Source organism: Umezawaea sp. Da 62-37 (assembly GCF_032460545.1).
GTDB lineage: Bacteria > Actinomycetota > Actinomycetes > Mycobacteriales > Pseudonocardiaceae > Umezawaea.
In genome coordinates this window covers 8,553,492-8,573,681 of record NZ_CP135965.1, presented here as the reverse complement: position 1 = coordinate 8,573,681, position 20,190 = coordinate 8,553,492, and the positions used below count along the sequence as shown (strand labels likewise).

The window sequence follows — 20,190 nt, the reverse complement described above, 5'->3', positions numbered from 1 at the left end:
TCCCTGCTACTTGGCGCGGTACTTCTCGGCGACCTTCTCCGCGAGTGCCTGCCCCGCGGTCAGGGCGTCGTCCACGGAAGTCGAACCGGCGATGGCGGAGCTGATCTGCTGCGACACCTGGGTTCCGAGGTCGGTGAACTCGGGGATGCCGACGAACTGGATGCCGCTCGCGGGCCTCGGCTGCACGCCGGGGTCGTTCGGCTTGGCGCCCTTGATGGCCGCTTCGGCCTGCTTGGCGAACGAGGTGCCCGCGGCCAGGTAGTCCGGGTTCTGGTAGGTGGAGGAGCGCTTGCCGTCAGGCGCCTTCGACCAGCCCAGCGACGTGCCGACCAGCTTCTCGTAGTCCTTGCCCGACGCCCAGGAGATGAACTTCCAGGCGGCGTCCTGGTTCTTGCTGGCCTTCTGGACGCCGAACGCCCAGGTGTAGAGCCACTGCGAGGCCTCGGTCTTGTTCACGGGAGCCTGCGCGAAGGCGAGCTTGCCCTTGACCGGGGAGTCGTTGGCCTCGAGGAGACCGGCGGCGGACGTGGCGTCGTACCACATCGCGACCTTGCCCTGCGTCATGTTGTTCAGGCACTCGGCGAACCCGGCCTGCGGGGCGCCGGCCTCACCGTGGGCGCGGACCAGGTCGACGTAGAACTTGGTGGCTTCCTTGAACTCCGGCGAGTTGACCTGCGCCTGCCAGTCCTTGGTGAACCAGGTGCCGCCGAAGGTGTTGACCACGGTGGTGAGCGGCGCCATGACCTGGCCCCAGCCCGGCTGGCCGCGCAGGCAGATGCCCTTCATGCCCGGCTCGGCACCGTCCAGCTGCGCCGCGAGGTCGGCGACCTGCTGCCAGGTCGGCTTCTCGGGCATCGTGAGGTTCTTGGCCTCGAAGACGTCCTTGCGGTACATGAGGAACGACGACTCGCCGTAGAACGGCTCCGCGTAGACCTTGCCGTCAGCGGCGGTCAGCGACTGCCGGATGGGCTCCAGGATGTCGTTCTGGTCGAAGCCGCTGTCCTTCGAGATGAAGTCGTCGAGCGGCGCGAGCCAGTTGTTCTTGGCGTAGATGGGCGTCTCGTAGTTGCTGATCGTCGCGACGTCGTACTGACCGGCCTGGCTGGAGAAGTCCTGGCTGATCTTGTCGCGGACGTCGTTCTCGGGCAGCACCGTGTAGTTGACCTTGATGCCGGTCTGCTTGGTGAAGTTGTCGGCGGTCAGCTTCTGGATGTCCTGCATCTGCGGGTTGTTGACCATCAGGACGTTGATGGACGAACCGTCCGCTGTGGATCCACCCCCACCGGCGCCACTGCACGCCGTGACCCCGACTGCCACCAGCGCGGCTGCCGCCACTCGGGCGACGCGGCGAGAACTGAATGACGTCATCGTCTTTCCTTCCCATCTAACCGATTCTTGCCCTGGATGAGGGCGTCGAGCAGCCAGGTCACCACGGCACGAAGATCGTGGTGCACCACTCGGGGGAACTTGTGATCAGGTTCTGACAACTTTCGGACCCAGCGCGGCGTAGCGGTGACCTTCAGCCGCGGGTAGCCCGGAATCCGTGATGATGGCTTCGAGATCCGAGATCGCGGCGAACCGGTTGAAGCTCGCCACGCCGAACTTGGTGTGGACGCCGACGAAGATCTTCCGCCGGGAGACCTGCACCGCTTGCGCCTTGACCGCACCGACAACGGGGTCGGGTGTGGTCAGGCCGTGCTCGCGGGAGATGCCGTTCGACCCTATGTAGGCCAGGTCGATCACCATCTCGCTGAGCATCCGGATCGCCCAGTGGTCCACAGTGGCCAGTGTGCGACCGCGAACGCGGCCGCCCAGCAGGAGAACCGTGACCGAGGGCGTCCCGGACAACGCCGCCGCCGTGGGCAGCGACGCCGTCACAACCGTCAACGGGTGCGTCGTGGGAAGGGATTCCGCCACCAATTGCGGGGTGAAACCCTCGTCCACGAACACCGTCTCGGCATCGGCGAGACGATCCGCCGCAGCCTTCGCGATGCGCCGCTTCTCCGGCACCATCGACGCGGACCTGAACGCGAGGCCCGTCTCGAACCCCGCGCTCTCCACGGGAAAAGCGCCACCGTGCGTCCGACGGACAAGGCCGTGGTCGTCGAGGAGCCTCAGGTCCCTGCGGACCGTCTCCGGCGCCACGCCGAGCTCGGCGGCGATGTCGACCACGTCGACCCGCCCGTCGGCCCGAGCACGGGCGAGAATGCGGCGCTGACGCTCTTCTGCCTGCATGCACATCCTCCTGCCCGCTCGGACCGCTGATGCCCGATCGGGCTGCTCATAGGTTTAACACCGGGGAAACAGTGTGGCCAGCGACACAGCACGTGTGAAGATGCCCGATTCCGGCCCGTTTGGCCAGCCGAAACACCCCTATTTCGTCCCCTATTGGCCAAACGTTGCCCGTTCGGTACGCAAAGCCTGCCCGAATCCCTTGCGGCTGACTGGTTCCGATGGGTGCCGGAAGATCGCGAACAGACGCACCAGCACGAACGCCGGCTTCCTTGATACGCCTGCGCGGAAGCCCGCAAGAACAGATCGGTGCCGAATGCAATCGGTATCACCTTGAGGGGGCCCGAAAACCAGCATAACAAACCAATGACCGAACGGTCACGGTTGAGGTGTCGAAGCCAGACAGCGGACCGCAGGGGCTACACGCGGGCGCGGGCGCCACAGGTCCAGCACCAACCGTCCACAAACACTCAACAGTGGACCAACACACGGGCCGGGCCCCCGAGGAGGTCGAGGCTCGGGGGCCCGGTGCTCTTGTGCGGCGCAATTCAGTTGAAGACCATCCGAACCCAACACCCGTCAGGCGAAACCCGATGCTCGACCGACGCGCAGCGAGGTGCCTTGTCCGGCGAAGCTCGGATACCCGACCGACGCGCAGCCTGATGCTCCGCCACCGGCGCAGCCGCCCACCCGCATCCGGCGCGGAGCGCCCGCCGCCCCACCGACGCGCAGCGAGGTGCCCTGAACCGGCACAGCCGACGCCTCGCCAAGCGCAACCTGATCGCAGGCAAAGCCAGACCTCCCCTGCCCCCGATACACAGCGCCCTCCTGTTCGATCATGGTTTGTCAAGGCATCTTTCCCGCCTTGACAAACCATGATCGAACATTGAGACAATCGCGCGCCGGGGGCCGGGCTTCGCCTCCCTAACTCCCGTAAACCTCGAACTCCCCGACCTGCCCCGCAGGCCACCCCGTGTTCCCGGTGACCACCACACGCACATACCGAACCTGCCCCACCGCGAACGAAGCACTCACCGCGTTCCCACTACCCGGATCGAACGCGTACCCAGCCGAGCCGACCAGCGTCCGGTAGGCAGCCCCGTCAGCACTCCCCTGAACGCTCAACGTCTCCGTCCGAGCTGCCCAAGCACTCGCAGGCGGCAACTTCAACACCACCCGACCAACCTGAACCGACGCCCCCAAATCCACCGTCAAAGACTGCGGAAACGCCCCATTCGCACTCTCCCAGTAAGTAGACGCATCACCGTCCGTAGTCCTCGACGCCCCGTACACATCCGACTGACTGGTAGCCACCGCCGACCGCCCACGCGCCAGGTTCCCGCTGGACACCGGGGGCGTGGTGGTCGTGGTCGTCGTCGTCGTGGTCGGCGGAGTAGTCCCACCCGCCGCGTAAGCCTCGAACTCCGAAACCTGCCCCGCCGCCCAACCCGAGTTGCCGACCACCGTCACCCGCAGGTACCGGTGGTTGGCGCTGACCGGGATGGTGACCACGTTCCCGGACTCCGGGGCGAACTGGCGCCCCGTCGACCCGACCAGCTGGCTGAACGACGACCCGTCGTTGCTCCCCAACACGCTCAGCGTCTGCGTACGCGCCTCCCACGCCGGCGGCAGCTTCAACACCACCCGCCCCACCGCGACCGCCGCACCGAGGTCTACCGTCAACGACTGCGGAAAAGCCCCGTTGGCGCTCTCCCAGTACGACCCGGCATTCCCATCGGTCGCGTTCGACGCCGGAAACCCCCCACCCTGGCTGGTGGCGGTGGCCGACTTCCCCCGAGCCAGGTTCCCACCCGGCTCCACCGGCGGAGTCGTGGTCGTGGTCGTCGTCGTGGTGGTCGTGGTCGTCGTGGTGGTCGTGGTCGGCGGCACCGTCGGGTCGCTGTAGACCGGTTCGGGCCACGGGCCGCAGTAGGTGGAATCCCACCCCGAATTCCCAGCCCCACGGGTGATCGCGAACGACGTACCACCCATGCAGTTGTACATCCCCGCGTTGCCCAACCCGGTCGCCGTCACGTTGGTGAACGACGCCGCGCCCGGCGACTGGAACTGCAACGCGAACGTCCCAGCCCCGATGATCCGCACCCCGGAGAAGAACACGTTCGTGATCGTCCCGTTGATGAACTGGATCGCCTCGTAGTTCGAGTCGATCAGATCCGTGTCCGTCACGTCGATCCGACCGGACATCGCCCCGTCACGCGCGTCGAACCACAACGCCCCGACCCCGAACTGCCAGTTGGAGTCCAGGACCCCCGCACGCAGGGTCGTGTTGCGCGCCAACGTGGTCGTCCCCGCCAACGGCACCGACTGGAACCGGTTCCCGACGTGGATGCCGCCGCCCTGGTCCTGGGTGTCGGACACGACGTTGTCGGTGGCCGTGTTGTCGTGACCGCCGTAGATCGCGATGCCGTTGGCCTTCATCGGCACGACCACGGTGTTGTGCCGGATCGTGTTGTGGTGGTCGGCTTCGTGCTCGGACCAGAACGCGATGCCGTCGTCGCTGATGTTGCGGAACAGGTTGTTCTCGATCAGCACGTTGCTGATGCCCTGGTGCAGGTTCATGCCGTCGGCGAGCTGGTCGACGACCTTGTTGCCGCTGACGGTCAGCCCGTCGAACGGCCCGTCGAGCCAGAGGCCGACCTTGGTGTGCTGGAGCAGCATCCCGGAGACCACCGAGCCGCCGCCCAGCGCGCCGCCGATCGCGTTGACCTGGTCGCAGTCCTCGCGGGTGGTGACCTCGCCGATGATGGCGAAGTTCAGCAGGCTGACGGCGCTCGACCGGCCCGAGTTGCCGCCGACGCCGCAGCTGGACGGCTCGCCGAGGCCGTAGAAGCCGACCCGGTTGCCGCGCACCACGCTGTGCCAGTGGCCCGCGCCGCGCACGGTCACCCGGTCCACGGTGATGTGCCGGGTGACCGTGAAGGTCCCGGCCGGGATCCAGACCTCCTTGCCCGCGGCCTTCGCGGCGGCCACGGCGGCGACGAAGGCGTCGCTGTCGTCACCGGAATCGCCCGGCGCGGCGCCGTACTCGGTCACCGACACCGAGTTGGTCGGCCGGGTCGCGGCCGCGGCGACCTGTTCGAAGTCGGCCAGGTCGATCGTGTACGACGGCGCGTTGTCGCCGCTGTCGACCTGGAGCCGCACCTTGGCGCCCGCGGCCAGCGTGCGCCCGAACAGCGCCCTGGTCGAGTCGTACATGTGGTGCGGCTTGCCCTGGCCGGGATCGTTGGCGTACGGGTAGCTGCCGTAGCGCCAGGAGTACTTGGAGGTGAGCGTGAGGCTGCTCGCCTTGGCGCCCTCCAGGTACAGCGACAGCGGCGCGGTGATGCCCGCTCCCCCGTTGCCGTCCGGGAGGCTGTAGCGGATGTCGATCGAGTTCGCGGGCTTGGTGAGGGTGAACTCGACGTACTTGCCCTGGCCGGTCAGGGTGACGGCCTGGCGGCCGGAAGCCTCGCCCTCCAGGGTGCCCTGCCTGCGGCCGGGGCCTATCTTGGTGGCGTTGGTGGCCGCGGACTCGGCCTCCTGCTCGGTGAACGGGACGGTGGCGCCCCGGCCCGCGATGTCGAACGGGGACGTGTAGGCGGCCGCCGCGGCGACCTGGCCGGAGGCGGTCTCGGGTGAGGCGACGACGACCAGCGCGGTCACCACCGCCGCGGACAGGGCGGCGGCGCTCATCGCGAGCGGCCTGCGCAAGGGGGACTCTGTTCGCATGGGACGGCCCTTTCCTAGGAGGTGTAGGCCTCGAGCTCGGAGAGCTGCCCGGCGGGCCAGCCCGTGTTCCCGGTGAAGTTCAGCCGCAGGTAGCGCTGGTTCGCGGTGACCGCGACGGTGACCTGGTTGCCGCTCGCCGGGTCGAACCGGTAGCCCGCCGAACCGAGCACCTGGCTGAAGCCGGACCCGTCGCCGCTGGAGAGCACGCTGAACGTCTGCGTGCGCGCGCCCCACGCCGTGGCGGGCGGCAGCTTGAGCACCAGTCGGCGCACCGACGTCGACGCGCCGAGGTCGACGGTGAGCGTCTGCGGGAACGCGTTGTTGTTGCTCTCCCAGTAGGAGTCGGCGTTGCCGTCGGTGGTGTTCGACGACGGGTACCCGCCGACCTGGCTGCTCGCGCTGACCGCCTTGCCACGGGCCACGTTGCCGGTCTGCGGCGGCGTGGTGGTCGGCGGGGTCGTGGTGTCGCCCGCGTTGCGCGGGGGCCAGCTGCCGCAGTCGGTCCACTGGGTGTCCCAGCCGGAGTTGCCGCTGCCGCGGTTGATCGCGAACGTGCCCGCGCCCGACGGGTAGACGCAGTTGTAGAAACCGCGGGTGCCGACCCGCGAGGCGACGACGTTGTTGAACCGCCCCGAACCCGGCGCCTCCACCTGGAGCACCACCGTGCCGACGCCCTCGACCGACGCGCCCTCCACGGTGACGCCGGTGATCGGCTTCCCGGTACCGCTGCCCGAGACGAACTGGAAAGCGCTGTACGGGCTGTCGACGAACCGGTTGTCGGTCACCGCGACCGGCGAGGTGATCGGGAAGTCGTAGGAGTCGAAGCGGATCGCGCTCATCGGGTGGCCCCAGTTGGGGTTGATCGCCCCGGTGCGGACCAGCGTGTTCTGCGCGACCGTCGTGGTGCCCGCCAGCGGTGAGAACGAGCCGTCGTAGACGAACGCCTGGTTGGAGATGGCGATGCCGCCGCCCAGCGCGTTGGTGTCGCGGATCAGGTTGCCGCGCACCGAGATGTCGGTGCCGCCGTAGATCGCGATGCCGTTGGCCAGGTTGGGCTGGACGATGGTGTTGTTGGTGAACGAGTCCCGCACGTCCGCGCCGCCCAGCGACCACATGGCCAGCGAGTCGTCACCGGTGTTGCGCAGGAAGTTGTTGCGCACCACCGAGTCGGTGACCCGGCCGTTGAAGTTGAGGCCGTCGGCGGCGAGGTCGAGGAAGCGGTTGTTCTCGATGACCGCGCCGTTCGTGGTGCCGTTCATCGTCCAGATGCCGCACTTGAGGTGCTGCATCCACAGGCCGGAGATGACCGAGCCGCTGCCCAGCGGGCCGTGGTAGGCGTTGTCCGGGTTGTTGTCCACGCGCTGGGTGACCTCGCCCATGATCGCGAAGTCGTACAGCTTGATGCCGCCCTGCACCTGGCCGTTGTTGAGGAACGGGTTGTTGCTGTGCAGCACCGAGTGCCACGCGCCCGCGCCGCGGATGGTGACCTGGTCGATGGGCAGGCCGCGGCCGATGTCGAACGTGCCCGGCGGCACCCACACCTCGCGGCCCTGGGACTTCGCCGCGTTGATGGTGGTGACGAACGCGTTCGCGTCGTCACCGCCGTCGTTCGGCGTGGCGCCGTAGTTGGTGACGGACAACGAGTTGGCGGGCTGGCCCGCGGCACCGGCGACCTGCTCGAAGTCGGCGAGGTCCACGGTGGCGGTGGAGACGTTGCCCGCGTCGAGCTGGACGCGCACCCGGTCGCCCGCGACCGCGTCCCGGCCGAGCAGGGCCCGCGACTCGTCGTAGAAGTGGTGCTCCTTGGCGCCCGCGATCCACGGGGCGGTGAGCCAGCTGTACTTGGAGGTCACCACTAGGTCGCGCACCTTGGTGCCGTTGACCTGGACGGAGACCGTGCCCTGGCTGCCGTCGGGGACGCTGTAGCGCAGGACGATCGAGTTGGCGGGCTTGGTGAGGGTGAACTCGACGTACTTGCCCTGACCGGACAGCGTGACCGCCTGCCGGCCGGACGCCTCCGAGGGGAGGCTGCCCTGGGTGTAGTCGGGGCCGATCTTCGCGCCGTTGGTGGCCGCGGACTCGGCCTCGTACTCCGTGAACGGCACGGTCGCGCCGTTGCCGCCCGCGGTGAGCGTCAGGGGTGGCGCCTCGTGCGGCGCGGAGTAGACCAGCCCGCCGATCGCGGAGGCGGCGACCAGCGCCAGCGCCAAGGGCAGGGCTGTGCTGCGGACAGGAGACATCTACGGCTCCAAGCAGGGAGGTGAAGCGCAGGGGGTCAAGACCCGGCCGGACGCCGGGCGGGTGGGTGCCGGGCCCACCGGTGGTCGTGCGGGCGACCACCGGTGAGCGCACGCGGGAGTGCCGGACCTACCGCGGCACGGGTCTCAGGCGGAACGACATCGTTGTCCTCCTCGGGATCAGGCCAGGCGGAGCCAGGCCGCGGTGTCGGACGGCAGGTCGCCGTCGACCAGGGGATCGCTGGTGAGCAGCACGCTGTCGTGGTCCGGCAGGGGGATCGGGGCCGACGACAGGTTGACCACGCAGGCGAAGTCCGGCGAGCGGGTGAAGGCGAGCACGCCGGGGCCGAGGTCCAGCCACGTGAGGTCGCCGTCGCCGAGCGCGTCCTCGCTGCGGCGCAGGTGGAGGGCGTTGCGGTAGAGGGAGAGCATCGAGTCCGGGTCGGAGGCCTCCACCTCGGCGGTGAAGTCGCTCCACTCCTCGGGCTGCGGCAACCACGCCGCGCCGTCGCCGAACTTGAACGGCGGTTCCGCGCCACCCCACGGGATCGGGATGCGGCAGCCGTCGCGACCGCGGTCGGTGTGCCCTGAGCGCACCCAGACCGGGTCCTCCCGCAGTTCGTCGGCGAGGTTCTCCACCTCCCAGAGACCGAGCTCCTCGCCCTGGTAGACGTACACGCCGCCGGGCAGCGAGGTCGTCAGCAGCGCCGCCGCGCGGGCCCGGCGGGTGCCCAGGTCGAAGTCGGTCGGCGCCAGGTGCTGGCGGTCGCCGAAGTCGAACGAGGTGTCCGCGCGCCCGTAGCGGGTGACGTGCCGGGTGACGTCGTGGTTGGACAGCACCCACGTGGGCGGGGCGCCGACCGGGGCGTGCGCGGCGAGGGTGTCGTCGATGACCCCGCGCAGCGCGGCGGCGTCCCACGGGCAACCGAGGAAGTCGAAGTTGAACGCCGAGTGCAGCTCGTCGGCGCGCAGGTAGCGGGCGAAGCGCTCCGGGTCGGGCAACCACATCTCGCCGACGAAGACCCGTTCACCGGGGTACTCGTCGGCGATCCGCCGCCAGTGCCGGTAGATCTCGTGCACGCCGTCCTGGTCGGAGAAGGGCAGGGGGGCCTGGTCGGAGACCAGAATGGATTCAGCGGTCCTGTCCTTCACATCAGGCAGCCCGTCCTCCTTCACCAGGCCGTCGGCCACGTCGATGCGGAAGCCGTCGACGCCGCGGTCGAGCCAGAACCGGAGGATGTCGTCGAACTCCGCGTGGACCTTCTCGTCGGTCCAGTTGAAGTCCGGCTGCTCCGGGCTGTAGAGGTGCAGGAACCAGTCCCCCGCCGTGCCGTCCGGGTTCGTCGTCCGCGTCCACGCCGGGCCGCCGAAGCGCGACTGCCAGTCGTTGGGCGGCTCGGAGCCGTCCTCCCCCTTGCCCGGCTTGAACCAGAACAGCTCGCGCGACGGTCCGCCGGGCCCTTCGGCCAACGCCTGCCGGAACCACGGGTGCTGGTCGGAGCAGTGGTTGGGCACGATGTCGATGATGATCCTGATGCCGAGGGCGTGCGCCTCGTCGATGAGCTTCTCGGCCTCGACCAGGGACCCGAACAGCGGCTCGATGGCCCGGTAGTCGGCCACGTCGTAGCCGCCGTCCGCCATCGGCGACGGGTACCACGGGTTGAGCCAGATCGCGTCGATGCCCAGTTCGGCGATGTAGGGCAGCTTGCGCAGCAGACCCTGGAGGTCACCGACCCCGTCACCGTTGCCGTCCGCGAAACTCCGGACGTAAACCTGGTAGATCGCCGCCCCGCGCCACCAACGCGTGGTCGTGGTCGTCTTCGCTTCGGCCACTTCAATGCCCTCCTCGTGGAATGGGTCAGCCCTTGACGCTTCCCGCTGTGAGTCCGGCCAGGATGTGCCGCTGGAACGCAAGGAAAACGGCGATCATCGGCAGGGCGGCGAGCACCAGTCCGGCCAGCAGCAGGTTGATCGGGGTGTCGGGCGCGAAGCGCTGCAACGCCACGCTGAGCGTTTGCAGCGCCGGGTCGGAGAACACCAGCAGCGGCCAGATGAAGTCCTTCCACGCGGCCACCACCGACAGGATCGAGACCACGGCCAGGATCGGGCGCGCCATCGGCAGCACGACCCGCCACAGCACGGTCACCGGCCCCGCGCCGTCCATCCGCGCCGCGTCGAGCAGCTCGGACGGGATCTGGTCGAAGAACCTCTTGAGGAGGTAGATGTTGAACGCGTTGGCCGCAGCGGGCAGCCAGATCGCGGCCGGGTTGTTGACCAGGTTGATCCCGAGGATCGGCAGGTCCGTGATGGTCAGGTACATCGGGACCAGCAGCGTGGCGGGCGGCAGCATCAGCGTGACCAGCATCAGCGCCAGCACGCCGTTGCCGAGCACCGGGCGCAGCTTGGACAGCGCGTACGCCGCGGGCACGTCGACCAGCAGCTGCACCGCCCACGCGCCCGCCACGACGACGACGGTGTTGAGGAAGTACTTCCCCAGGTCCATCAGCTGCCAGGCCTCGGTGTAGTTGCCGGGGTTCCAGGTCCGCGGCAGGATCGTCGGCGGCACCTGCGCCAGCTCCACCGCGGGTTTCATCGCGCCGATCACCAGCCACAGGAACGGCAGCACGAACGCCGCCGTGAACACGACGAACGTCACGGTGAACGCGACCTTGTAGCCGATCCCCGTGCGGCTGCCGGAGAACAGCGTCCTGACGGCTCGGTCGCTCATGCCTCCGCCTTCCGGGTCACGCGCAGGTAGGCGAACGAGAAGACCGACAGGACCAGGAGCAGCAGCGTGCTGAGCGCGCTCGCCGTGCCGAAGTCGTTGTAGACGAAGGCGTAGCGGTAGAGCAGCAGCAGCACGGTGACGGTCGAGTCGTCCGGCCCGCCGCCGGTCATGATGTAGGGCTCGGTGAAGATCTGCATCGTCGCCACGACCTGGAGCAGCAGCAGCACCAGCAGCACGAACCGGGTCTGCGGGATCGTCACGTGCCTCATGCGCTGCACCACGTTCGCGCCGTCCAGCTCGGCCGCCTCGTACAGCTCGCCGGGGATGGTCTGCAGCGCCGCCAGGTAGATCAGCGTCGCCGAACCCAGGTTCGACCACGTGGCGACCAGGACGAGCGACAGCAGCGACGTGCTGCTGTCGTCGAGCCAGTGCGGCCCGTCGATCCCGACCGCGCGCAGCAGCGAGTTGAACAGACCGGGACCGGGGTCGTAGAACCACTTCCACAGCAGCGCCGCGACCACCGGCGGGAGCATCACCGGCAGGTACACGACCAGCCGGAAGTACCCCTTCGCGTGCCGGAGCTCGTTGAGCAGCACCGCGATCAGGAACGGGACGAAGAAGCCGAACACCAGCGCCAGACCGGTGAACAGCAGCGTGTTGCGCCACGCGTCCCAGAACAGCGGGTCCTTGAACAGCAGCTCGAAGTTGTCCCAGCCGACCCACACCGGGTCGGTGATGAAGTTGACCTGCTGGAAGGCCAGCAGGACGCCCCGGACGATGGGGTACCAGGAGAACAGGGCGAAGCAGAGCAGCGCGGCGCAGAGGAACCCGTACGCGGTCAGGTTCTCCACGATCCGGCGGCGGAGCCGTCCGGGGGCCCGCCCCGGACGCCGCGAGGCGTCCGGGGCGGGTGCTCCGGCAGGGCGGAGCAGCGTGGACGAGGACATCACTTCACCTGTGCCAGCACCGGGTTCACCTTGGCTTCGGCGTCGGACAGCAGCTGGTTGACGTCCGCGTCCTTGTCCGTGAGCACCGCCTGCATCACGTTGTCGAGGATCGCGTAGACCTGCTGCGCGTTCGGCGGCTCGATGGAACCCTTGATGCTCTCGAAGGAGTCCACGTACGCCTTGAAGTTCACCACCGGCACGGTCGCGGCGGCGTCCTTCAGCTCGTTCTGCTTGTCGCGCGTCGCGCCGGTCCAGATATCTGCGACGGGCGGGACCGGCAGACCGATGGGCTGGCCGTCGGCCTTGTAGCGCTGGAGGTTCTTCTCGACGCGGTCCGGGTTCAGGTACTTCCACTGCACCCACTTCAGACCGGCCTTGATCTTCTCGGGCGTGGCCTTCGGGTTGAGCATGTAGCCCTCGCCGCCGATCAGCGTTCCCTTGCCGTCCGGGATGCCCGCCAGGCCGTAGTCCTCGTACTTGCCCTTGAACTGGTTGACCAGCGTGGGCACGTTGTCCGGCGCGGCCAGGTACATGCCGAGCTGGCCCGCGCCCATCATCTGCTGCACGTCGGCCAGTTCGAGGAGCTGCTTCTCACCCATGGTGTTGTCCTCCCACCTCATCTTCTTGAGGTGGTTCAACACGGCCTTGCCCTTGTCGTTGTTGAAGTCCGCGACCCACTTGTCGCCGTCCTTCTTCGCGATCGCGCCGCCCTGCGAGTACATCCAGGTGGTGAAGTGCCAGCCGCCCTGGTTGCTCTTGCTGTACTCCGCGAACCCGACCGCGCCGCCACCGGTCTCCGCGATCTTCTTGGCCGCCACCGCGACCTCGTCCCACGTCTTCGGCGGCGAGTCGGGGTTCAGGCCCGCCTTGGTGAACAGCGTCCGGCTGTAGAGCAGGCCCATGGAGTAGTTCGCCGTCGGCACGCCGTAGACCTTGCCGTCGGCCGCGAACACGTCCTTGAGGTTCTGCTGGATGTCCGCGTAGTGCGGCATGTCCTTGACGTAGTCGGTGATGTCCGCGGCCTGGCGGCGGGCGATCAGGTTCGCCGGGTCGGTGAAGTACGCGTAGAACACGTCCTCCAGCTGGCCGCCCGCGAGCTTCGCGGAGAACGTCTTGGGGTCCATGAACCCCTCGTGCGGCTGGAGGTCGATGTCCGGGTTCGCCGCCTCGAACTCCGCGACGTCCTCGTCGAAGATCTTCCGGTCGAACGCCTGGGTCTGCGGCGGCTGGCCGTTGATCGACAACGCCACCTTCCCGCCGGTGGACGAATCGCCTGACGTGCCGGAGGAACACGCGACGGTGGCCAGGCTGAGGCTGCTCACCAGCAACAGGCCTGCGGCTCTGCGGACCGTTGATGTCTTCATCGGTGGGGACCCTTCTCGACGAGGGTGCGCGGGACCAGGCCGGAAGTCGGAGGTGACTCTCGGCGGCGGATCGGCGACGGCTTGTGTGTGGCGGCTGTGTGGCGCACACCATAAGCGGGGCGAGGGGGAGTTCGCAAGATGTCTACGATATTTCGCAAGATGCTGACATTTGCGGGAGTGGGGTGGGTGTGTTGAAGGGGCGCGCGGGTGTGGGGTGGGGGCAGCGCAGGGCCGGGTCTGGTGGGCGGCGCGGGTCATGCCGGGGGCTGTTGGGCCTGCGGGTGCTGGCGCCGGGCCTGTGGGGCTGATCCCTCAAAACAGGCCATCGGTGCCCAGGGTCTCCGGGTGCGGCCGGTTTGACTTGGGGCCCCTCTTTTTGGCCCTGCGGGCCCAAAAGGGGCAGGGGTGAAAAGCCTGCCCGCTGAGCGAGTGTAGGGCCAAAAACCCCAAGTCAAATCGTCCGCACGGGGTGCGGGCGCGTTCGGTCGCGTGCTTGTGGGCCCGTGTGTGTCGCGTGCTTGCGGGCCTGTGTGTGCGGCCCATGTGTGCGCGGCCCGCGTGTGTCGCGTGCTTGCGGGCCTGTGTGTGCGGCCCATGTGTGCGCGGCCCGCGTGTGTCGCGTGCTTGCGGGCCTGTGTGTGCGGCCCATGCGCGCGGCCCGTGTATGCGGTTGAGCGCTTGTGCGTGGCTGCTCGGTGCGTGCTTGTGCGGTGTGTTTGCTCGGCCTTGTGGTCGATCCGCAGGGCTGGCGAGCCGTTGGCTACCGGGGGGCGGGGCCCGTTGAGGCGCGGACGACCAGTTCTGGTTCGAACAGCAGTTCCTCGTCCGGGACCTGGGCGCCGGAGATCTGGTTGGCCAGCAGTTCGACCGCTGCCCGGCCCATCGCCTCGATGGGCTGGCGGACCGTGGTGAGTGGCGGTTCGGTGCAGTTCATGAAGGCCGAGTCGTCGTAGCCGACTACCGAGACGTCCTGCGGGATGCGCTTGCCCTGGCGTCGTACGGCGCGGACGGCGCCGAGCGCAAGCGGGTCGCTGGCGCAGACGATGCCGGTGACGCCGCGTTGCAACAACCTGGTTGTCGCGGCCTGTCCTCCCTCGAGCGAGAACATGGTGTGTTCGACGTAGTCGTGCAAGAGCTCGAGGTTCGCCCGTTCGGCGCAGACCTTGAGAGCGGCCAGCTTGCGTTGCGAGGGGACGTGGTCGGGGGGGCCGAGGACGGCGCCGATGCGTTCGTGGCCCAACGAGACCAAGTGGCCGAAGGCCTGTTCGACGGCTACCGCGTCGTCGCAGGAGACGCGGGGGAAGCCGAGGTCCTCGACGGCGGCGTTGACGAGGACGGCGGGGAGTTTGCGGCGGGTCATCTGGCGGTAGTGCTCGTGGGGGGCGTCGGCCTGCGCGTACTGGCCGCCGGCGAACACGACGCCGGAGACGTGCTGTTCGAGCAGCAGTTCCAGGTAGTCCGCCTCGGACACGCCGCCCGCCGTGCGGGTGCACAGCACGGGGGTGAAGCCGCGTTGGGCGAGCGCGTTGCCGACGACGTCGGCGAACGCCGGGAAGATCGGGTTCTGCAACTCGGGGAGCACCAGGCCGACCAGCCGGGCGCGTTCGCCGCGCAGCTGCGTGGGGCGCTCGTACCCGAGCACGTCGAGGGCCGTGAGCACGGCTGAGCGGGTGGCGTCGGAGACCCCCGGCTTGCCGTTGAGCACGCGGCTCACGGTCGCCTCGCTCACGCCGACCTTCGCGGCCACTTCCGCCAACCGTCGCTGCACCATAGAGCAAGTATACGACAGTTATTAACGTACTTTTGCGTACTCTTGCACACGCTTGCGCGGTTTGTCCGTCGCGTGGTCGAGCGCCAGGTCGTGAGCCGACGCAAGCAGCGCGCAAGGCCGGACGACCAGGTCCACCAAACCGGTGCGCAGCGCCTCTTCGGCGTCCACCCGGCGGCCGGTCAGCACGGGCCGGTCGGCGTCGGAGGTCGTCAGGCGGCCGAGGCTTCCGCCGACCACGAGCACCCGCGCGTCGCACGCCATCGCCACCGCGCACCCGCCGCCGGACACGTGGCCCGCGATGGCGGCGACCACCGGGACCGGCAGCACCGCGACGGCCTCGCAGAGCCGCCGGAACGCCTCCGCGCGGGCCGTCAGCTCGGCGGGTGTGGTGCGCGCGAGCCGGGCGGGCTCGATTCCGGGGAGGAACGCGCCGCCGCCGCCGTGCAGCACGACGGCGTCGGCGTCCGAAGCGGCGTCGAGGGCCGATCGGAGCGCGGTGGCCTCGGAGTCGTCCATCCCCGTCGGAGGGCATCCGACGAGGACCAGCGCGACCCCGTCGAGGAACTCCAGGATGACGGGCATCAGGCCGTCATCGTGACCGAACGCGGACCCGTGTGTCATGCGGGTGACCACCATCGAGTGACATCCGGCGTGTCATGTCCGGAGGTCAGACGCGGTGGGGGAACGTGATCGGGATGGCGTTACCGGTCGGTGCGTCACACCGGGTGACTACGCGGAGTGATCACAGCCAGCCCCGGCGCATCGCCTGCACGCCTGCCTGGAACCGGGTCTGCGCGCCGGAGCGGTCCATCAGCTGCCGGACCCGGCGCTGCACCGTGCGCGGCGCCAGCCCGAGCTGCCGGGCGATGCTCTCGTCGGTCAGCCCGGCCGCGAGCAGCGCGAGCAACTGCGGGTCGGCGACCTCGTCGGCCGCGCCCGCGGAGACCGACCGGGGTGTGAACGGGATGCCGCGGTCCCAGTACAGGTCGAACGTGGAGATCAGCACGTCGAGCAGCGCGGACGGCCGGATGAGCAGCACCTTGTCCACCACGCCGTTGGACGCGATCGGCAGCACGGCCACGCGGGCGTCGACCAGGCCCAGCTTGAACGGCAGCGCGGGCGTGACCCTGGCCCGCTCCCCCGCCGCGACCAGGTGCACGATCTCGGCCAGCCTGCCGGGCAGCTCGACACCGGACCGGTCGTAGATGACCCGCCACTGGACCTGCCGGGCGCGGGTGCCGACCTCGAGGGCCACGTGGTCCTCCGGCGGCGAGATGTAGGGCGGCTGGTCCAGCACGCACACCTCGGTGCGGGCGCCCGCGAGCAGCGTCACCCACAGGTCGCGCACCGCGCCCGCGCCGGTCACGACCTCGACCATCGCGCTGTCGTCCTGGTGCTGCTCGTCGCGGCCGCGCAGGTACAGCTCCACCAGCGGCAGCGCCTCGGCCCGCGCGCGCCGGTGGCCGTCCTCGCGGGCGGCGATGAGCATCTCCACGGCCAGGTCCGGCGCGACGGCCTGCCACACGGCCGGGTCGCCGGAGCGGCGCTGCACCAGACCCAGTGCCGCCAACGACTCCACGACCGGACCCGCGGCGAGGTCCGGCAGTTCGGTGGCGATCTCGTCGACGGTGCAGGTGCCCACCCGGATCAACACCCCGTAGACCCTCGACTGCTCCGGCGTCACGCCCAGGTGCTCGAACACCAGCGCATTGTCTCCCCTTGAACCGTTCGGCCGCACCGGTACGGCCGTTCGGCTCCACAACCGTGGCGGGAACACGGCACTGGCGCGAACCTGCCCGTCCGGAACCTGTGCCCGGACGCGGGGCCCTGCCTACCTTCCAGCTCAACTCCTCGGCGGCGGGCGGGGTACGACCACCGTCAACGCCTCCGGCGAGGTCGCGAACAGCACGGGGGAACTGCGCGTCCAGGACGTGGCCGCGGCCGACACCGGCCACCTCGACTCCTGGAACCCCGTGTTCCGGAAGCGGCCCCTCCCCCTGTCGGGTCGGATGACGGGAAGAGCCCCGGACCTACCGCGGTCCGGGGCTCTTCCCGTCGTCCGGCAGGGGTTCCAGCACGGTGCGGTGGATGTGCCGGAAGATGATCGAGCTGCGGAACCCGACGACCTCCTTGCGCACGGCCAACCGGTCGGCCAGGAACGCGTGCAGGTGGTCGATGTCCTGCACGCTCACGTGGATGAGGAAGTCGTCGCTGCCCGCCGTGACGAACACCGACATGACCTCCGGCAGCTCGCCGAGCGAGCGCTGGAACGCGTCGATGACCACCCGGCTCAACGGGCGGACCTGCGCCGACACGATCGCCTGCACACCGCGGTTGAGGCTCGGCAGGTCGATGTCCGCGTGGTAGCCGCGGATGACGCCGCGCTCGCGCAGCAGCCGGGTGCGCTCCAGGCACGTGGACGGCGCGATCCCGACCTTGCGGGCGATGTCGCGGTTCGACTGCCGCGCGTCCTCCTGCAGGTGCCGGACGATCGCCGAATCAAGTTCATCCACGGGGTGCTCCCACCTCGGTCTGCCGAACTTCGTTCGGTGCGCGCTCCACCGCGTTGGTCTTCACCCTAACTTCTGGGACATGACCCGTTCATCGTCCAAGGAGAACCCCCTGATGTGGAACCACGAGGAACTGGTCGTGCGGCGCGGTCGGCGGTCGGGCGTCACCACGATGGTCGCCATCCACTCGCGGGTGCTCGGCCCCGCGGTCGGCGGCTGCCGGATGAAGGCGTACTCGAGCCTGGACGCGGCGGTCGACGACGTGCTGCGGCTGTCGCGGGCGATGACGGACAAGTGCGCGGTGGCGGGCGTGCCGTTCGGCGGCGGCAAGAGCGTGATCGCCCTGGAGGCGGGCGCGGTCCTGACCCCGGAGCAGCGCCGCGACGTGCTGCTCGACCACGCCGACCTGATCGCCTCGCTCGGCGGCTCCTACCTGGCGGGCCCGGACGTCGGCACCGGGCCGGCGGACATGCTGGTGCTGCGCGAGGGCACGCCGCACGCGTTCTGCCTGCCCGAGTCGCACGGCGGCACCGGGTCCTCCAGCGGCCCGACCGCCGTGGGCGTGCACGCGGCCATGACCGCGGCGGCGGGCGCGGTGTTCGGCTCGACCGACCTCGCGCGCCGCCGGGTCGTGATCGCCGGGTTCGGCTCGGTCGGGACGATCCTCGCGGCCTCGCTGTCCAAGGCGGGCGCGCGGGTCGTGGTGTCCGACGTCGACGAGAGCAGGCGGCGGGCCGCGGACGACCAGTGCCTGGAGTGGGTCGACCCGGACGTGGCCCTGTCCACGGCGGCGGACATCGTCGTGCCCGCCGCCGTCGGCGGGGTGCTGGACGCGGACTCCGTCGCGCGGCTGGACACCACGCTGGTCATCGGCCCGGCCAACAACCAGCTCGCCGACGACTCCGTGGCGGCCGACCTGGCGGCCAGGGGCATCACCTGGGTGCCCGACCACGTGGCCAGTGCGGGCGGCATCGTCTACACGCTCGGCCGCGAGTTCGAGGGCCTGTCCCACGACGCGGCGATCGAGCGCGTGCGGACGATCGGGGCGACCGTGACGCAGATCCTCGCGGCCGCGGCGGGCGCGGGCACGACCCCGTTGCACGAGGCCGCGGCGCTGGCCGCGCGGCGACTGGTCGGCTGAGGACGGGGTCGAACCCCTCGGGGCGGTCCGGGTGGCCCGCACCGGGGGTGCGCCGGGGACCGTCCGGGTGGCACAGTCGTGACGACCGCACCCGTCGCCATCAGGGGGATAGCCCTATGACCCGACCCGCCCGCCGCGATCCGAGCAAGCTCGTCGACGCGACCGGTTTCCGCGAGAACGTGCGCACGGGATGGGGTGGCGCCGATCGCGCCGTCCGGCTTCCCGAGGGCGCCGCCCGCGCGGCCGCCGACCACCGCGCCCGGCTCGCCGCCGCTCTGCCGGGACGGCGGATCGCCGTCGCGTCCGGGTGGGCGCCGGTGCGGTCGAACGACAGCGACTACGGGTTCCGGCCGGACAGCGACTTCTCGTGGCTGACCGGCTGCTCGGCCGAGGGCGCCGTGCTGGTGCTGTGCGACGGCGAGGCGGAGCTGTTCCTGCACGAGCCCGCCGGGCCGGAGGACCCCGACTTCTTCGCCAACGCGCGGGACGGCGAGCTGTGGATCGGCCCGGTGCCGGGTCTGGCCGAGTGGTCCGAGGCGCTGGGGCTGCGCTGCCGCCCGATCGACCAGCTGGCGTCGGCGTTGCGCGGCCGTCTGCCCGAGGTGTTCGCCGCCCGCGGCGCGGACCCTCTGCTGGACGCGCTGGCGGGCGGCGGCAACTCCGCCGAGCTGCGCTGGACGCTGGCGGAGCTGCGGCGGATCAAGGACGAGTGGGAGGTCGGGCAGCTCCAGCTGGCCGTGGACGCCACGATCGTCGGGTTCGCCGAGGTCGCCGCCGAGCTGCCCACCGCCGTGAAGGGCGGTGGCGAGCGCTGGCTCCAGGGCACGTTCGACCGGCGGGCGCGCACCAGCGGCAACGGTCCGGGGTACGCCTCCATCGTGGCGGCCGGTCCGCACGCGCCGGTGCTGCACTGGGTGCGCAACGACGGCCCGGTGCCCGAGGACGCCGTGCTGCTGCTGGACGCGGGCGTGGAGGTCGACACGCTCTACACCGCCGACATCACCCGCACGCTGCCGATCTCCGGCGAGTACAGCGCCGAGCAGCGCCGGGTGTACGACCTGGTGGCCCGCGCGCAGGTAGACGCGCTGGCGGCGGTGCGGCCGGGCGCCGACTACCGCGCGTTCCACCACGCGGCCATGCGGGTGCTGGCGGAGGGCCTGGACGACTGGGGTCTGCTGCCGGTGTCGGTGGACGAGGCGCTGTCGCGGAACGGGCAGCAGCACCGCCGGTACATCGTCTGCGGTGTCGGCCACTTCCTCGGCCTGGACGTGCACGACTGCGCGAACTCGCGCGCCGAGGCCTACCACGACGGGCCGCTGGAGGCCGGGATGGCGCTGGCCGTGGAGCCCGGCCTGTACTTCCACCCCAACGACGAGACGGTGCCGCCGGAGCTGCGCGGGATCGGCGTCCGCATCGAGGACAACGTGATCGTGCGCGAGGGCGGCGTCCAACTGCTGTCCGCGGCCCTGCCCAGCGCGCCCGACGAGCTGGAGCAGTGGGTGCGCGCGCAGCAGCGCTGAGAACCCGGGGG

General features: G+C 69.9%; 14 protein-coding genes. 2 read left to right on the top strand and 12 right to left on the bottom strand.

Going from position 1 to position 20,190, the window contains the following annotated elements; all coding sequences use genetic code 11:
* Positions 1–6: 6 nt before the first annotated feature.
* From RM788_RS39025 to RM788_RS38970, 12 genes are all read right to left on the bottom strand, one after another.
* On the bottom strand, positions 7–1,368 hold the full coding sequence (locus tag RM788_RS39025; protein ID WP_315924654.1) for an ABC transporter substrate-binding protein: 1,362 nt from the start codon (positions 1,366–1,368) through the stop codon (positions 7–9).
* A gap of 105 nt (positions 1,369–1,473) precedes the next feature.
* The gene (locus RM788_RS39020; RefSeq protein WP_106194736.1) at positions 1,474–2,235 is read right to left on the bottom strand and encodes a DeoR/GlpR family DNA-binding transcription regulator; all 762 of its coding nucleotides are present in this window, start codon (positions 2,233–2,235) and stop codon (positions 1,474–1,476) included.
* 921 nt (positions 2,236–3,156) lie between these two features.
* The gene (locus RM788_RS39015; protein ID WP_315924650.1) at positions 3,157–5,961 is read right to left on the bottom strand and encodes a discoidin domain-containing protein; all 2,805 of its coding nucleotides are present in this window, start codon (positions 5,959–5,961) and stop codon (positions 3,157–3,159) included.
* 14 nt (positions 5,962–5,975) lie between these two features.
* Positions 5,976–8,201: a discoidin domain-containing protein gene (locus RM788_RS39010; RefSeq protein WP_315924648.1), complete on the bottom strand. Its 2,226-nt coding sequence runs from the start codon at positions 8,199–8,201 to the stop codon at positions 5,976–5,978.
* 177 nt (positions 8,202–8,378) lie between these two features.
* Complete coding sequence (locus tag RM788_RS39005; RefSeq protein WP_315924646.1) at positions 8,379–10,031, bottom strand: glycoside hydrolase family 13 protein; 1,653 nt, start codon at positions 10,029–10,031, stop codon at positions 8,379–8,381.
* A 25-nt stretch (positions 10,032–10,056) separates the two neighbouring features.
* Entirely contained in the window at positions 10,057–10,926 is an 870-nt protein-coding gene (locus RM788_RS39000; protein ID WP_315924644.1) for a carbohydrate ABC transporter permease, read from the bottom strand.
* Positions 10,923–11,873 carry a carbohydrate ABC transporter permease gene (locus tag RM788_RS38995; protein WP_315924642.1) on the bottom strand — a complete coding sequence of 317 codons (951 nt, stop codon included), beginning with the start codon at positions 11,871–11,873 and terminating at the stop codon, positions 10,923–10,925. The genes RM788_RS39000 and RM788_RS38995 overlap by 4 nt, the downstream gene beginning before the upstream one ends.
* Positions 11,873–13,237, bottom strand: coding sequence for an ABC transporter substrate-binding protein (locus RM788_RS38990; protein ID WP_315924640.1), 1,365 nt, complete (start codon positions 13,235–13,237; stop codon positions 11,873–11,875). Before RM788_RS38990 ends, RM788_RS38995 begins: the two co-directional genes overlap by 1 nt.
* A gap of 760 nt (positions 13,238–13,997) precedes the next feature.
* Complete coding sequence (locus tag RM788_RS38985; protein ID WP_315934870.1) at positions 13,998–15,005, bottom strand: LacI family DNA-binding transcriptional regulator; 1,008 nt, start codon at positions 15,003–15,005, stop codon at positions 13,998–14,000.
* Positions 15,006–15,029: 24 nt separating this feature from the next.
* Complete coding sequence (locus RM788_RS38980; protein ID WP_315924638.1) at positions 15,030–15,629, bottom strand: enoyl-CoA hydratase-related protein; 600 nt, start codon at positions 15,627–15,629, stop codon at positions 15,030–15,032.
* Positions 15,630–15,750: 121 nt separating this feature from the next.
* Positions 15,751–16,710, bottom strand: coding sequence for a LuxR C-terminal-related transcriptional regulator (locus RM788_RS38975; protein WP_315924636.1), 960 nt, complete (start codon positions 16,708–16,710; stop codon positions 15,751–15,753).
* A 328-nt stretch (positions 16,711–17,038) separates the two neighbouring features.
* Positions 17,039–17,521, bottom strand: coding sequence for an Lrp/AsnC family transcriptional regulator (locus tag RM788_RS38970; protein ID WP_315924634.1), 483 nt, complete (start codon positions 17,519–17,521; stop codon positions 17,039–17,041).
* Between the two features lie 79 nt (positions 17,522–17,600).
* On the opposite strand from RM788_RS38970, the gene RM788_RS38965 reads away from it, so the two are divergent.
* Positions 17,601–18,659 carry a Glu/Leu/Phe/Val dehydrogenase dimerization domain-containing protein gene (locus RM788_RS38965; RefSeq protein ID WP_315924632.1) on the top strand — a complete coding sequence of 353 codons (1,059 nt, stop codon included), beginning with the start codon at positions 17,601–17,603 and terminating at the stop codon, positions 18,657–18,659.
* A gap of 116 nt (positions 18,660–18,775) precedes the next feature.
* On the top strand, positions 18,776–20,179 hold the full coding sequence (locus RM788_RS38960) for an aminopeptidase P family protein (RefSeq protein WP_315924630.1): 1,404 nt from the start codon (positions 18,776–18,778) through the stop codon (positions 20,177–20,179).
* The last annotated feature ends 11 nt before the right edge of the window (positions 20,180–20,190 follow it).